This window comes from Microbacterium sp. SORGH_AS_1204 (assembly GCF_030818935.1).
Classification (GTDB): Bacteria; Actinomycetota; Actinomycetes; order Actinomycetales; family Microbacteriaceae; genus Microbacterium.
The window spans coordinates 1374262-1389107 of sequence record NZ_JAUTBD010000001.1 but is presented as its reverse complement, the minus strand read 5'-3'; the positions used below and the strand labels follow the sequence as shown (position 1 = coordinate 1389107).

Here is a 14846-nt window from a genome sequence, read left to right as displayed (position 1 = left end):
ATTCCTCTCCGCGGTCAGACGACCGCCGTCATCCCGCCGTCGACGAAGATGTTCTGGCCCGAGACGAAGCTCGACGCGTCGGAGGCGAGGAACAGCAGCGCCCCGCGCAACTCGTCGAAGTCGCCCCAGCGCGCGGCGGGCGTGCGCTGGGTCAGCCAGCGCGTGAACTCGGGGTCGTCGACGAGGGCTTTGTTCATCTCGGTCGCGAAATATCCCGGGCTCAGCGCATTGACCTGGATGCCGAACCGCGCGAGGTCAGCGGCCATCCCGGCCGTCAATTGGGCGACGCCGCCCTTCGTGGCCGAGTACGGCGCGATCGTCTGCCGCGCGAGGCGCGACTGCACCGAGGCGACGTTGACGATCTTGCCCGACCCGCGGGCGACCATCGCCGGCGTGACGAACCGCGAGACGTAGAACACCCCGGACAGGTTCGCTGCGACGATGTCGTCCCAGTCGGCGACGGAGAACTCGTGGATCGGCGCCCGGCGTTGCACGCCGGCGTTGTTGACGAGGATGTCGGGGACGCCCACGTCGTCGAGCAGACCGCCCACCGCGGACTCGACGGCGGCGGCGTCGGTGACGTCGAAGGTCACCGCGTGCGCGGGGCGTCCGGACAGCTCTTCGGCCTCGGCGCGGGTGTCTTCGACCGCGCCCGCATCGCGCCCGTGCACGACGACGCGGGCCCCGCCGCGGGCGAGCGTCAGCGCCAGGGCTCGCCCCAGGCCGCGCGACGAACCCGTGACGAGGGCGAGACGATCGGAGACGTCGAAGAGGTCGGCGTTCGAACCGGTCACAGGAGGGCTCCGATCCCGAAGACGAGCAGGGCGGCGATGAAACCGAGCACCGATTCGATCGCCTGCTGAACCGTCCAGGTCTTGAGGGTGGTCTTGACGTCCATGCCCATCAGACGGCCGACGAGCCAGAAGCCCGAGTCGTTGACGTGGCCCGCGAAGACGGATCCGGCGGCGGTGGCGAGCGTGATCGCGACGACCTGCAGGGGCGAGAAGTCCCCCGACATGACGGCGGGCGCCGCCAGACCCGCGGCGGTGACGAGTGCGACGGTGGCCGAGCCCTGCGCGAGGCGCAGGATGACGGCGATGACATAAGCGGCCACGATGACCGGCATGCCGAGATCGCTCAGGCTGTCGGCGAGGGCGTCGCCGATGCCCGACGCGCGAAGGACGGCGCCGAACATGCCGCCGGCGCCGGTGATCAGGATGACCGAGCACACCGGGCCGAGCGCGGAGTCGACGACCTTCTCGAGCGCCGTGCCGTTCTCGCCGCGGCGGAAGCCGAAGACCACGGTCGCGACCAGCACGGTGATGAGCAGCGCGACCGGCGAGTTGCCGAGCAGCACGAGCACCTGCACGACGACGTTGTCGGGGTCGACGACCCCGGCGGTACCGAGGGTGGTGAGGCCGGTGTTGAGGAAGATCAGCAGCATCGGCAGCAGCAGCACCGCGATCACGGTCACGGGCTTGGGCGGGTTGCTGGGCTGGTCGGCGTCGACGTCGCCGAAGAGCGCCGGAACCGGCAGCACGATGCGGCGGGCGATGAACTTCCCCCACAGGTAACCCGAGAGGTACCAGATCGGGAAGGCGATGATCAGGCCGACGATCAGCACCAGGCCGAGGTTCGCGCCGTACAGCTCGGTCGCCGTGACCGGACCGGGGTGCGGCGGCAGGAAGACGTGCATGACCGAGAAGGCGGCGGCGGCCGGGAGGCCGAACAGCAGCACGTTGTTGCCCGAGACGCGGCGGGCGATCGCGAAGATGATGGGCAGCATCATGACGAGGCCGGCGTCGAAGAACATCGGGAAGCCGAGGATCAGCGACACGATGCCGAGGGCGAAGGGCGCACGTTTCTCGCCGAAGACGCGCACGAAGGTCTCGGCGAGCGATTGCGCGCCGCCGGAGTGCTCGATCAGGCGGCCGAGCATCGCACCGAGGGCGACGAGCAGCGCGACGGTGCCGAGGGTGCCTCCGAATCCTCCCGTCAGGGTGGTGACGATCGCCGACACCGGGATGCCGGCGACGAACGCCGTCACGAGCGACACGATGATGAGCGCGAGGAAGGCGTGCACCTTCAGCCAGATGATGAGCACGAGGATGAGCGCGATCGCGCCCGCGGCGATGGCGAGCAGTGGCGCCGTGCCGAGTGTCTGGGTCCAGTCGTCCAAGGGATCTCCGTTGATTCAGTCGATCGGATGCGATGTGCGCGTGCTGTGAGCGCCGTGCGTCCGCCGGGGGTCACGGCATCTTCACACAATGATCATATTTTTGACAAGATATGGTCGTACGAAACGACCTGAGGAGGGGTCATGGCCCGCGCGTCACACGGATCGCTGATCGATGCCATCGGCATGCGGCTCGTCGACGGCGACCTCCCGGCCGGCCACGTGCTGACCCTCGCCGCCCTCGAGCAGGAGTACGCCGTCTCGCGCACGGTGGTCCGCGAGGCCGTGCGGGTGCTCGAGGCGATGGGGATGCTGGAGCAGCGCCGCCGCGTGGGCATCACCGTGCGCGCCGCCGCCCACTGGAGCGCCCTCGACACGCGGCTGATCGGCTGGCAGCTGGCCGGGCGCCGGCGCGACCAGCTGATCGTCAACACCACCGAACTGCGCGCCGCGATCGAGCCCGTGGCGGCGCGTCTGAGCGCACGTCGGGCGACCGACCTGCAGCGCGGCGAGATCCTGCGCCTGGCCGAGGAGCTGGAGCGACTCGGCGCGGCCGGTCTCGGAAACTCCCCCGAGTACCTCGCGGCCGACATCGCCTTCCACGACCTGATCCTGCTCTCCAGCGGCAACCTCATGCTCGCCGCCGCGCGCGCTCCCATCGCCGCCGCGATCGAGGGGCGCGCGATGCACGGCCTGACTCCCGGCATCCCGAACCCCGATGCGCTCGAGAACCACGTGGCGACGGCCGCCGCCATCGGGCGAGCCGACGCCGACGCCGCCGAGGAGCACACGCGGCAGTACGTCGCCGCGGTGCTCAGCGAAGTCCGCCTCACCATCTGACCCCCTTCCCCCGATGAAGAGAGAAGCTATGACCGTTCCCGTCCTCGTGTTCATGGGCCCCGCCGGTACCGGCAAGTCCACCGTCGCCGGCATGCTCGCCGGTCGCCTCGGCTGGGATTTCCAGGAAGGCGACGACCTGCACCCCGAGGCGAACGTCCGCAAGATGGCCTCCGGCCACGCTCTGAACGACGACGACCGCTGGCCCTGGCTCGACCGTGTCGCCGGCTGGATCGACGGACAGATCGCCGCCGGTCGCCCCGGTGTCATCACGTGCTCGGCCCTCAAACGCAGCTACCGCGACGTGCTGCGCCGCGACGAGGTGACCTTCGTGCTCCTCATGGGCGACCCCGCCCTCGTGCTCGAGCGGCTTTTGCGCCGCCAGGGCCACTACATGCCGCCGTCGCTGCTCACCTCCCAGTTCGACACCCTGCAGATGCCGGATGCCGATGAGCGGGCGATCCGCATAGACCTCGACCTCACGCCCCCGCAGCAGGTGCAGGAGGTCGTCGATCGCCTCCGCCTCTCCCCCGCCTGAAACACGCGGGACCCGAGCCGATAAAGTGTCATCGGCAACCCCACGTGCGCCCGAACCCCTTTCCTCGCAGCCGAATTACGGAGCAACGAATGACGTCCACTTCCTCCCCGACCGGCCCCTCGACCGACCAGGACCAGGCCCCGCACGAGGCCGCGCAGGTGCACGAGGGTGCGCCCGGTATCGAAGAGGTCGACCGCCCCACCGCTGAGGCCGACTCCGCGCCGGAGGGTGAGGGCGACGCCACCGCGAACATCGGCGTGGTCGGACTCGCCGTGATGGGGTCGAACCTGGCCCGCAACCTCGCCAGCCGCGAGGGCAACACCGTGGCGGTGTTCAACCGTTCGCGCTCGAAGACCGACGAGCTGCTCGAGGCGCACCCCGAGGCGGAGTTCGTGCCGTCGTTCTCGTACGAGGATTTCGCTGCGTCGCTGTCGAAGCCGCGCACCGCGATCATCATGGTCAAGGCCGGCCGCCCCACCGACTTCGTCATCGACGAGCTGGTGAAGGTGTTCGAGCCCGGCGACATCATCGTCGACGGCGGCAACGCTCTGTTCACCGACACGATCCGCCGTGAGAAGGCCGTGCGCGACACCGGCATCAACTTCGTTGGCATGGGCGTCTCGGGCGGTGAGGAGGGTGCCCTGCTGGGCCCCTCGATCATGCCCGGCGGCTCCGACGAGGCCTGGGCCACGCTCGGCCCAATCCTGAAATCGATCGCGGCGGTGGCCGAGGGCGAGCCGTGCGTCACCCACGTCGGCCACGACGGCGCCGGGCACTTCGTCAAGATGGTGCACAACGGCATCGAATACGCCGACATGCAGCTCATCGCCGAGGCGTACGACCTCATCCGCCACGCCACCGGCAAGACCCCCGCCGAGATCGCCGACGTGTTCGCCGAGTGGAACCGTGGCGAGCTGGAGTCGTACCTCATCGAGATCACCGCCGAGGTGCTGCGCCAGGTCGACGCCGACACCGGCAAGCCGCTCGTCGACATCATCCTCGACCAGGCCGGCGCCAAGGGCACCGGCGCGTGGACCGTGCAGACCGCGCTCGATCTGGGCGTTCCCGTCTCGGGCATCGCCGAGGCCACCTTCGCCCGGTCGCTGTCGAGCCACCCGGAGCAGCGCGAGGTCTCGCGTGAGCTCCCCGGCCCTTCGGGCGCCGACGTGCTCTCGGGCGAGGATGCCGATGCGTTCATCGAGCAGGTGCGTCTGGCGCTGTACGCCTCCAAGATCGTCGCCTACAGCCAGGGCTTCGACGAGATCCGTGCCGGCGCCGCACAGTACGACTGGAAGATCGACCTCGGCGCCGTGTCGAAGATCTTCCGCGGCGGCTGCATCATCCGCGCGCAGTTCCTCAACCGCATCGCCGAGGCCTACGACGCACAGCCCGAGCTGCCCGTGCTGCTGACCGCGCCGTACTTCGTCGAGGCCCTCGGCCGCGCCCAGGACTCGTGGCGCACCATCGTCTCGCTCGCCGCCGCCGGCGGTATCCCGGCTCCCGCGTTCAGCTCGTCGCTGGCCTACTACGACGGCCTGCGCGCCGAGCGCCTGCCCGCCGCCCTCGTCCAGGGCCAGCGCGACTTCTTCGGCGCCCACACCTACCGCCGCATCGACAAGGAGGGCACCTTCCACACCCTCTGGTCGGGCGACCGCACCGAGATCGAGGCCGAGGACACCCACTGACCTCGAAGATCACGAAGCGGCGACGGGCACTGCTCGTCGCCGCTTCGGCGTCGTACGCGTTCGGTCTCTGGTGGATGACGCTGCGCCCCTCGATCTATGACGCGGGCACCGCGAGCGTCCTCGACACCGTCGTGAGCACGCTCCGGTCGTGGCAGCAGACGGCGTGGGTCACCCTCGACCTGGTCGAGTTCGTCGCCAACGTCGCCCTGTTCGTGCCCCTGGGCATGCTCGTCATCGCGTGGCGCGGGCGGTGGTGGCACGGCATCCTCATCGCTGTGCTGACGAGCGCGCTGATCGAGACGATTCAGCTGCTGTTCCTGCCGACGCGGGTTGCCGATGTGCGCGATCTGGTCGCCAACACGGCCGGCGCGATGATCGGCGTCGCTCTCGCTCTCGCGGCTTCGCGGCTTCACAGCGACCGCATAAGCGTCGCCATAGAAAGCTCATAGATACGAGAGCACAATGAGTTCCATGACCGCGACCGCCGCCGCCCCCGCCTTCACCCGCCCCGACGGGAGCGCCTTGCGCGTGCTCGTCGTCGACGACGAGCAGATGCTCACCGACCTGCTGTCGATGGCCCTGCGCATGGAGGGCTGGGACGTCAAGACCGCCGGCTCCGGATTCGACGCGCTGCAGTCGGCTCGCGAGTTCGAACCGGATGCCATGGTGCTCGACATCATGATGCCCGACCTCGACGGCATGGCGGTGCTGCAGCGGCTGCGGCACTCCGGCAACGACGTGCCCGTGCTCTTCCTCACCGCCAAAGACGCCGTGGCCGACCGCGTCGCCGGTCTCACCGCGGGCGGCGACGACTACGTCACCAAGCCCTTCAGCCTCGAAGAGGTCGTGGCGCGCCTGCGCGGCCTCATGCGACGCGCCGGCACCGCCCTCACGCGTGACTCGGAGCCGATCCTGCGCGTCGGCGACCTGTCTCTGAACGAGGACAGCCACGAGGTCGTGCGCGCGGGCAAGGAGATCGAGCTGACGGCGACCGAATTCGAGCTGCTGCGCTTCCTCATGCGCAACCAGCGTCGCGTGGTGTCGAAGGCGCAGATCCTCGACCGCGTGTGGAACTACGACTTCGGCGGCCGCTCCAGCGTGGTCGAACTGTACATCTCGTACCTGCGCAAGAAGATCGACGCGGACCACGAGCCGCTCATCCACACCGTCCGCGGCGTCGGCTACATGATCAAAGCTCCTCAGTGAGCATTCCGCCCCGGCCCGCTCCCCCGCTTGCGGACGCGGCCCCGCGCGAGGGCGTGCGCGCGCGGCTGCGACGTCCGTGGACGCTGCAGGCGCGTCTGATGACCGCGGTGATCGGGATGGTCGCGTTCATCCTCGTGATGATCGGCATCTCGACCAGCGCGATCCTCAGTCAGGTGCTGATCTACAACCTCGACGCCTCCGTCACCGACACCGCGTCATCCATTCAGCCCCGTGCCGCCTTCCAATCCAGCGCCGAGAGCGTGCTCGAATCGACGCGCTTCCCCGACGGCACCCTCCTGGTGCTCAACTCGCTGACCTCGGAACGCATCACCGCGGCGGTCGTCGACTCCGACGGGCCCCGTGCCCTCACCGACGACGACCTCAGCCAGATCGCCAAGAGCCTGCAGGCCGCCGACGACTCGGCGCTGACCGTCGACCTGCCCAACCTGGGCGAGTACCTCGTGCGTTCGTACGCCGCTCCCGGCGGCGGTGCCTTCCTCGTGGGCCTGCCCCTGTCGAACGTGACCGGCACAATCGGCGCGATCCTCACCACCGTCGCCCTCGTGACCGCCGGGGGGCTGCTGCTTCTCGCCGTGATCATCGCGATCGTCATCCGCTTGGGCCTTCGCCCCTTGCGCGCCGTCGCCGAAACCGCCACGCGCGTCGCCTCGCTGCGCATGGAGGAGGGCGACGTCTCGATCACCGAGCGCGTCCCGGCCGATCAGGTCGACACGACCACCGAGATCGGGCAGGTCGGTGCGGCGCTGAACACCCTGCTCGACCGCGTCGACGCCTCGCTCACCGCTCGCCAACGCAACGAAGACCTGATGCGCCGATTCGTGGCGGATGCCAGTCACGAACTGCGCACGCCCCTGGCATCCATCCGCGGGTTCAGCGAGTTGTCGCTGCGCGCCATGCGGCAGGCGCAGGACGATGAGAGCCGCCAGCGCGTCGCCCTGGCCGTGGAGACCACTGAGCAGTCGCTCGAACGCATCCAGGCGCAGTCGATCCGCATGACCACGCTGGTCGAAGACCTGCTGCTGCTGGCCCGCCTCGACGAGGGGCAGGAGCTCGTCTACGGCTCCGTCGACCTGACACGCCTCGCGGTGGAAGCCGTCGGCGACGCCCGTCCGGCCGGCCCCGACCACTCGTGGACGATCGATGTGCCCGACCAGCCGGTCGAACTCGCCGGCGACGCCTCGCGCCTGCACCAGGTCGTGGCCAATCTGCTGGCCAACGCCCGGACCCACACTCCCCCGGGAAGCGAGGTCGCCGTGTCGGTCGCGCACGAAGGCGCCGAAGCGGTGCTGCGGGTGCATGACGACGGCCCCGGCATCGATCCGTCGGTCGCGCCGCAGCTGTTCGAGCGTTTCGCTCGGGCCGACCGCTCGCGCGACCGCAAGACCGGCGGTACGGGCCTCGGACTCTCGATCGCGCGCGCCATCGTCGAGGCCCACCGTGGCACGATCACGGTGCGCAGCACCCCCGGCGACACCACGTTCGAGGTGCGGCTGCCGGCGAAGCCGGCCGATCCGGCCTGAAGGCCGGGGCTCGCATTCACGCGGATACCGGAATGGTGAATGCGGAGTCGATTTTCTGCCGGGAATGTCCCTTTCGATAAGCTGAGCGACACCTGGGAACCCAGGTCCTTCTCGCGGCTATCGAGGTGGAGCATTCGGAGGTATGTGTGCTGATTCGTGCACGCGATTGCGGAGCTTTCGCGGTTGCCGTCTTCGCGTTGGTCATCTCGACCGCCGTTCCGGCACACGCTGATGTGATCCCCGCGCCGGAGGAGACCGTCGACGAGGTCGTCGATCAGCCGGTGACTCCGGACCCGCTCCCTTCCTCCGAGCCTTCGGCACCAGAAGAGAGCGTCGAGCCCGCTCCGACGGAGCCGGTGCCGACTGCCGTGCCGATCGTGCCTCCCCCGGCGCCCGTGGGCACCGCGACCTTCGAGCCGACCCGCCCCGTCGGCACCGTCGTCGAATACTTCCGCTCGGGAAACGCGACGACGCCGGGCGGGACGGGCGCTGAGGCGCCCCGCACCACCTCCCCCGCTCCTCGAAGCGTCGAGCCAGAGGAGGAGCGGCCGGACCTCCCCACCACATCGCCCTCCCCCGGTGTCGGCATCACGTCGCCCACCCCCGTCGGCGCCACCGCGTCACCGTCCCCCGTGGTTGCGCGAGAACCGGCCGGGTCGGGCGCGGCGATGCGCCCGACGTCGACGCAGAAAGCTCCCGTCCCCACCGTGGCCAACCTGCTCGTCGGGATGATGGTCCTCGTCGGCGGACTCCTGATCGTGAGGTATCGCGGCCCCGTGTATGCAGCCGCGGTGCGGGCGCCGAAGCGACGGGTTACGAGCGGTCCCGGCGAACGCACCGAACGTCTGCAGGGTCCGTTCCGGGTCGGAGTCGCGGGGGCGGTCGTCGCCCTCGTCGGGGTCACGATGAACGGCTATGCGTGGTGGCAGCTCTGGAGCTCGCTCTCGTCGTGATCGGCAGACGTGGGCACGACGCCCACCGACGGCTACCGGATCAGTACCCCGCGAACGCGTCGGTCGTCAGCGACTTCGCTTTCGACAACGCGGGCGCGAGAGCGGAGATCAGCCGAGGCGGGCCGGAGACGTAGGCCGCGCGCTGCGCGATATCGGGGACCGCGCGCACGAGCCCCTCGGCATCCACCCGATCGGGACCCGCCCACGTCCAGCGCGCCGGCAGGTCGACCGGCTCGTCGCGCGAGTACACGACAACCGGGATGCCGCTGGCGGCGATGTCGTCGCGGAACGCCAGCTCTGCCGCCTCCGCCACCACGTAGACGAGCACCACGTCGCGCTCCTGACCCGTGGCAGCGATGTGGCGCAGCTGGGAGACGAACGGTGTCACACCGACACCGGCGGCCACCAGCAGCACGGGCTCGGTCGGGCGCGACGGGAGCACGAAGTCGCCCCAGACGCCGGTGACGGTGAGGGTCGACCCCGTCTCGACCGCGGCGAGGGCCCGCTTGTACGACGACTGCGACCCGTCCTTGAAGGCGATGCGCACCTCGGGCAGGTCTTCGGGCGCCGAGGCGATCGAGAACTCCCGGCGGGTGCCGCGGGCATCGGGCCGGCGGTGCGGCACGTCGAGTTCGAGGTACTGCCCCGGCGAGAACGAGAAGGGTCGCGCGGCGCGGAACGTCACCTCGCGCACGGTGGGCGTGAGGTCGCGGCGCCGCTCCACGCGCAGCCGCACGGCCGCCCGCAGGCACAGCAGGAACGCCAGCAGGTTGCCGATCAGCAGGGCCCGCTCCTGACCGAGGGTGATCTCACCGACGGGCAACGGCCAGCCGGCCAGGACGCCGACGACGATCGCGACGAGGTATTGCTGCCGGCGGCGCGGAGGGAGCGTGAGCGGTTCCGACAGCATGAAGGCACCGAGGAACAGGAACGGCGACGAGAACGCCACCTGCAGCAGCACGGACGGAACGTCGACGGGGAAGCCCGCGGCCGTGAACTGCACCGTCGTCCGGGTGAAAGCGACGACCATGGCGACGACCCAGAACACTGCGACGATCGGCAGTTTGTCGGTGCGCAGCAGCAGCAGCACGCCGAGCCCCAGCACGGGCGCGGCGAGCCAGGGCGAGCCCACCCACCACGCCGACGAGCCGAGGTCGGGCACCCAGATGCTCACGATCGTCAGCACGCTGGCGCCGGTCGCGGCCGGGTTGAAGACGTGTCGCCCGCGCCAGACCAGCAGGTATTTCGACGCGGATGCCACGACCCCGGCCACCGCGAGACCGGCGAGGCCCACCGGCTCGATGCTGGGACGCAGCACGAACAGCAGGATCAGCGCGGTGATCAGCGAAGACTCCAGGCGCCGTGGCATCCGGAGCACGCTCTGCGCGACCAGGTCCGTCGCGGCGCACGCGAGCGCGAGCACGAGGGCGCTCGCGACGAGTTCGAGGGGCTCGGGTACGACGAGCCCGGCGAACGACAGCACAAGTGCGACGAGCACGAGCAGGCCGAGCGATGACAAGACGAGCCGGTACATCGACACGCGGCCGATCACACCGAGCACACGGGTCGAGCCCGCCGTGAGGGTGGCGCTCATGAGAAGACCTCTCCAGGGAATCCGGGCGACCACTCCACGCGGCCGTCGGTGCGCATGCGCACCCAGTGTGCCTTCCAGGATGCCGCGAGCTCGGGCCCGCCGTCGAAGAACAACGCCGTGGCGAGGGCGTCGGCCCGCATGGCCGTGTCGGCGAGCGCCCACGTGGCGGCGAAGGCGCGAACCGGCGCCCCCGTGCGGGCATCCAGCACGTGGTGCAGACCGTCGCCCCAGGCGCGGCGGTTGATGGCCGACGCACACAGCGCGCCGTCGGTGACCGTGACCACCCCGATCGCGAGCCTGGGGTCGTAGGGGTGCTCGAGCCCCACCCGCAGCGGCGTTCCGCACGCCGCGAGGTCGCCGGAGGCGTCGACGACGACGTCGCCGTCGACGTGCGCGCGCACGACAGCGAGCACGAGGTCGACGAGGCGCCCCTTGCCCAGCGCCCCCACGTCGATAGTCGACGGCGCCGTCACGCTCAGCCGCCCCTCGCGCAGAGACACCGTCTCGCGCCACGACGGCGACCGCTCGGGCTCACCCGACGGGGCGAGCGACAGCCGGGCGTCGTAGCCGAGGCGGGCGAGCGCGTCGCCGACCAGCGGGTTGACGGCCCCAGCCGTCGCCCGGTCGAGCTCGTCGTACAGCGAGAGCATGGCATCCGCATCGACGGGTGCGGGAACGGATGCCGCGCGGCCCTGCGCAAGAGCCGTGACGGGCGAATCATCGCGGAAGCGCGACCAATCGCGGTCGAACTGCTCGACCAGGCCCGACACGGCGCCGCGGGCGAGCGTCGACAGCGGCTCGGCCGTATCAATCGTCCACGACGTGCCGATCGCGGCGAAGTCCCAGGTCGAGCCCGTCGCGGTCGGGGTGGTCACGATCGTCAGGCCTTGGCCTCGGTCTTGATGGTCTCGACGGCGTTGTTGAATCCGCCGCTGGTCAGCGACGAACCCGCCACCTTGCTGACCGAGATCTCGTCGAGCTTCTTGCCCACGACCTCGCCCTGGATACCGCCGATGAACTCGCTCTGATAGCGCTTCGACTCCGCGGCCTGCGGATCGCCGGTCACCTCGACCGCCGTGATCGTGTCGTCGGCAATCGTCAGGGTCACGTCGACCGTCTCGACGCTCTCGGGGGTGGCGTACTGGCCGGTCGCCTCGTACGTGCCGTCGGCGTAAGTGCCGGACGAGGTCGCGCTGCCGGCGGCGGCGCTCGCGCCGGCGGTGGCGCCGGCGCTCGGCGCCGACGTGGCGGCGGGGGCGGAGGCCGATTCGGCGGGGGCGGCGGCATCGCTGTCGGTGCCGCCTGCGCAGCCCGCGAGGGTCACGATGCCGGCGACGCCCAGCAGAGCGGTGCCGATGCGGACGGGACGGGGTACGGCTGTGGTGCGGATCATGAGGGTCCTCCTTCGGTCGTGCCTCGCGGCGGGGTGCTGCTCACGGTAGGGACACGACCTTGACGACGCTCCGGTTCATACCTTTGTGCGGGCTGTGAGACGGCTGTCTCGCGGCAAGTGGCGGCATGTTCCGCCGAGGCGGAACGTCCCGGGGTACCGCGCACACGCTCCGCGATCCGCCCAACCTCCCGCCGGCATCCGCCCCCTCGCACGGACTTTGTGCGGATCGCTGAGGATACGCGGGGCGCCGGGAGACGCATTCGGCCACCTCCCGCGCGAGGAGGTGGCCGAAAGAGGGTGTGCGGCGCTTACGCGTCGCCGCCGAACATGCTCGTGACCGAGCCGTCTTCGAAGACCTCGTGGATGGCGCGGGCCAGCAGCGGGGCGATCGGCAACACGGTGAGGCGCTCGAAGTGACGCTCAGGGGCCAGCGGAACGGTGTCGGTAATCACGACCTCGTCGATCGCGGCATCCTGGAGCCGTTCGGTGGCCGGGTCGCTGAAGATCGCGTGGGTCGCCGCGACGATGACCTTGCGGGCGCCGTTGGCCTTGAGCGCCTGCGCCGCCTTCTGGATCGTCCCGCCCGTGTCGATCATGTCGTCGACGAGCAGGCAGGTGCGGCCTGTCACGTCACCGACGATCTCGTGCACCGAGACCTGGTTGGCGACCTTCGGGTCGCGACGCTTGTGGATGATCGCCAGCGGCGCGCCCAGGCTGTCGGACCACGTGTCGGCCACGCGCACGCGGCCCATGTCGGGCGAGACGACCGTGAGCGTCTCGCGATCTTCGCCGGTGAGCTTCTGCTCGAAGTGCTCGAGCAGCACGGGCTTGGCGAAGAGGTGGTCGACGGGGCCGTCGAAGAAGCCCTGGATCTGGGCGGCGTGCAGGTCGACGCTCATGATGCGGTCGGCGCCGGCGGTCTTGAGCAGGTCGGCGACGAGGCGGGCGCTGATCGGCTCGCGGCCGCGGCCCTTCTTGTCTTGACGCGAGTACGGGTAATACGGCGCGACCACGGTGATGCGCTTGGCCGACGCGCGCTTGAGCGCATCGAGCATGATGAGCAGCTCCATGAGCCACTCGTTGACCGGCGGACCGAACGACTGCACGACGAACACGTCGCATCCGCGGATCGACACCTCGAAACGGGTGTAGATCTCACCCGAGGCGAACGTGCGGTGCTCGGTCGGGGCGAGCTCGGTGCCCAGGTGCTGAGCCACCTGCGCGGCCAGTTCGGGGTGAGAGCGCCCGGAGGCGACGACGAGACGCTTCTTGGTCTTCGCGACGAGCCCGGGGGCGATGCCGTTGTCGCGGTCGAGGTCTACACGGTTCTTCTTACGAGCCATCGGCCGCTTCCTGTTCAGCCCGAGCCCGCGCGGCCACGTCAGCCGCCGCGGTGCCCGGTCGGTTCTTCTCGACCCACCCCTCGATGTTCCGCTGGGGTGCCACGCTCAGTGCCAGTGCACCGGCCGGGACGTCCTTGCGGATGACCGCGCCGGCACCCGTCTTGGCGCCGTCACCAATCGTAACCGGCGCCACGAAGACGTTGTGCGACCCGCTGTGCACCTCGTCGCCGATGACCGTGCGGTGCTTGGTGAGATCGTCGTAGTTCGCGGTGATCGCGCCGGCGCCGAGGTTGACCCCGCGGCCGATGTCGGTGTCTCCGATGTAGGAGAGATGGGGCACCTTGCTCCCCTCGCCGATGGAGGAGTTCTTCACCTCGACGAAGGTGCCGACCTTGCCCTTCACGCCCACGCGGGCGTTGGCGCGGAGGTAGGCGAAAGGCCCGACGGTCGCGCCCGCATCGACGACGGCGAGCGTCGCGTCGGAGCGGGTGATCGTCGCATCCTCTCCTACCTCGCAGTCGACGAGGCTGGTGTCGGGGCCGATCGTCGCGCCCGAGGCGATGACGGTGGCGCCGCGCACGTGCGTGTTGGGCAGGATCGTCACGTCGGGGGCGAGGGTCGCCGTCACGTCGATCCACGTCGTGGCGGGGTCGACGACCGTGACGCCCTCGAGCTGCCAGCGCCGCACGGTGCGGGCGTTGAGCGTGCGCCCCGCCTCCGACAGCTGCACCCGGTCGTTCACGCCGAGGGCGGCCGAGGCGTCGGGGGTGACGGATGCCGCGACCCCGAGCTGCGCATCGCGCAGGAGGCCGATGACGTCGGTGAGGTACTTCTCGCCCTGCGCGTTGTCGGTGCCGACGAGCGCGAGCTGGGTGCGCAGGGGGGCGGCCTGGAAGACGTACACGCCCACGTTGATCTCGGTGACGGCCGCCTCGTCGTCGGTGGCATCCTTCTGCTCGACGATGCGGCGCACGCCGTCGACCTCGTCGCGCAGGATGCGGCCGTAGCCGAACGGCTGGTCGACGCGGGCGCTCAGCAGCGTCACGGCGGTGCCGCCCGTGCGGTGGGTCGCGAGCAGCTCGGTGAGGGTGCCGGTCTCGAGCAGGGGCACGTCGGCGCTCAGGACGAGCACGTCGCCCTCGAAGCCCTCGAGCGCGCCCATCGCGGCCTCCACCGCGCGTCCGGTGCCGGGCACCTCGTCTTGATCGACGACGATGACTCCGGGCGCCAGCTCCGCGACGGTCTCGGCGACGAGCTCGCGCTCATGCCGGACGACGACGACGATGCGCGCCGGATCGAGGGATGCCGCGGTGTCGAGCACGTGGCCCACGAGCGGACGACCGCCGACCGGATGCAGCACCTTGGGAGTACGAGAGCGCATGCGCGTTCCCTGGCCCGCAGCGAGGACGACGACGGCCAACTCGGTGGGTGATGTCATGCTCCGCCGCCAGGATTCGAACCTAGACCTAACAGCTCCAAAGGCTGTCGTGCTGCCGTTACACCACGGCGGACCGTGCCCGCGGGCACCGGTCAAGTCTGCCAGACGGCGCGGCCCCGCACCCGCGCCTTCACACACGGAC

Annotated in this window: 14 protein-coding genes and 1 tRNA gene; 7 read left to right on the top strand and 8 right to left on the bottom strand. The window is 70.2% G+C overall.

The window, feature by feature from the left end; all coding sequences use genetic code 11:
- Positions 1–14 precede the first annotated feature (14 nt).
- On the bottom strand, positions 15–794 hold the full coding sequence (locus QE410_RS06340) for an SDR family oxidoreductase (RefSeq protein ID WP_307329433.1): 780 nt from the start codon (positions 792–794) through the stop codon (positions 15–17).
- Positions 791–2179, bottom strand: a complete 1389-nt coding sequence (locus QE410_RS06335) for a GntP family permease (protein ID WP_307329430.1) — start codon at positions 2177–2179, stop codon at positions 791–793. The genes QE410_RS06340 and QE410_RS06335 overlap by 4 nt, the downstream gene beginning before the upstream one ends.
- Positions 2180–2320: 141 nt before the next feature.
- Between QE410_RS06335 and QE410_RS06330 the strand changes: the two genes are divergently transcribed.
- The 7 genes from QE410_RS06330 to QE410_RS06300 all read left to right on the top strand — a co-directional run bounded on the left by QE410_RS06330 (position 2321) and on the right by QE410_RS06300 (position 8936).
- On the top strand, positions 2321–3016 hold the full coding sequence (locus QE410_RS06330; RefSeq protein ID WP_307329427.1) for a FadR/GntR family transcriptional regulator: 696 nt from the start codon (positions 2321–2323) through the stop codon (positions 3014–3016).
- A gap of 28 nt (positions 3017–3044) precedes the next feature.
- Entirely contained in the window at positions 3045–3551 is a 507-nt protein-coding gene (locus tag QE410_RS06325) for a gluconokinase (RefSeq protein WP_307329425.1), read from the top strand.
- Between the two features lie 89 nt (positions 3552–3640).
- Positions 3641–5236: an NADP-dependent phosphogluconate dehydrogenase gene (gndA, locus tag QE410_RS06320; RefSeq protein ID WP_307329423.1), complete on the top strand. Its 1596-nt coding sequence runs from the start codon at positions 3641–3643 to the stop codon at positions 5234–5236.
- Positions 5191–5685 carry a VanZ family protein gene (locus tag QE410_RS06315; RefSeq protein ID WP_307334373.1) on the top strand — a complete coding sequence of 165 codons (495 nt, stop codon included), beginning with the start codon at positions 5191–5193 and terminating at the stop codon, positions 5683–5685. The genes gndA and QE410_RS06315 overlap by 46 nt, the downstream gene beginning before the upstream one ends.
- A gap of 22 nt (positions 5686–5707) precedes the next feature.
- A complete protein-coding gene (locus tag QE410_RS06310; protein WP_307329420.1) occupies positions 5708–6442 on the top strand; it encodes a response regulator transcription factor in 735 nt (244 codons plus the stop codon).
- Positions 6439–7983, top strand: coding sequence for a cell wall metabolism sensor histidine kinase WalK (locus QE410_RS06305; RefSeq protein WP_307329417.1), 1545 nt, complete (start codon positions 6439–6441; stop codon positions 7981–7983). Before QE410_RS06310 ends, QE410_RS06305 begins: the two co-directional genes overlap by 4 nt.
- 146 nt (positions 7984–8129) lie before the next feature.
- Positions 8130–8936, top strand: a complete 807-nt coding sequence (locus QE410_RS06300) for a hypothetical protein (RefSeq protein WP_307329414.1) — start codon at positions 8130–8132, stop codon at positions 8934–8936.
- Between the two features lie 40 nt (positions 8937–8976).
- On the opposite strand, the gene QE410_RS06295 is transcribed toward QE410_RS06300, so the two are convergent.
- From QE410_RS06295 to QE410_RS06270, 6 genes are all read right to left on the bottom strand, one after another.
- Entirely contained in the window at positions 8977–10530 is a 1554-nt protein-coding gene (locus tag QE410_RS06295) for an FAD-dependent oxidoreductase (RefSeq protein ID WP_307329411.1), read from the bottom strand.
- Positions 10527–11405, bottom strand: a complete 879-nt coding sequence (locus tag QE410_RS06290; protein WP_307329408.1) for an FAD:protein FMN transferase — start codon at positions 11403–11405, stop codon at positions 10527–10529. The genes QE410_RS06295 and QE410_RS06290 overlap by 4 nt, the downstream gene beginning before the upstream one ends.
- Positions 11406–11410: 5 nt before the next feature.
- Positions 11411–11923: an FMN-binding protein gene (locus QE410_RS06285; protein WP_307329405.1), complete on the bottom strand. Its 513-nt coding sequence runs from the start codon at positions 11921–11923 to the stop codon at positions 11411–11413.
- Between the two features lie 308 nt (positions 11924–12231).
- The gene (locus QE410_RS06280; protein WP_307329402.1) at positions 12232–13266 is read right to left on the bottom strand and encodes a ribose-phosphate diphosphokinase; all 1035 of its coding nucleotides are present in this window, start codon (positions 13264–13266) and stop codon (positions 12232–12234) included.
- Positions 13256–14704 carry a bifunctional UDP-N-acetylglucosamine diphosphorylase/glucosamine-1-phosphate N-acetyltransferase GlmU gene (gene glmU, locus QE410_RS06275; protein WP_307329399.1) on the bottom strand — a complete coding sequence of 483 codons (1449 nt, stop codon included), beginning with the start codon at positions 14702–14704 and terminating at the stop codon, positions 13256–13258. Before glmU ends, QE410_RS06280 begins: the two co-directional genes overlap by 11 nt.
- A gap of 1 nt (position 14705) precedes the next feature.
- Positions 14706–14777: transfer RNA gene (locus tag QE410_RS06270), tRNA-Gln, on the bottom strand.
- Positions 14778–14846 lie beyond the last annotated feature (69 nt).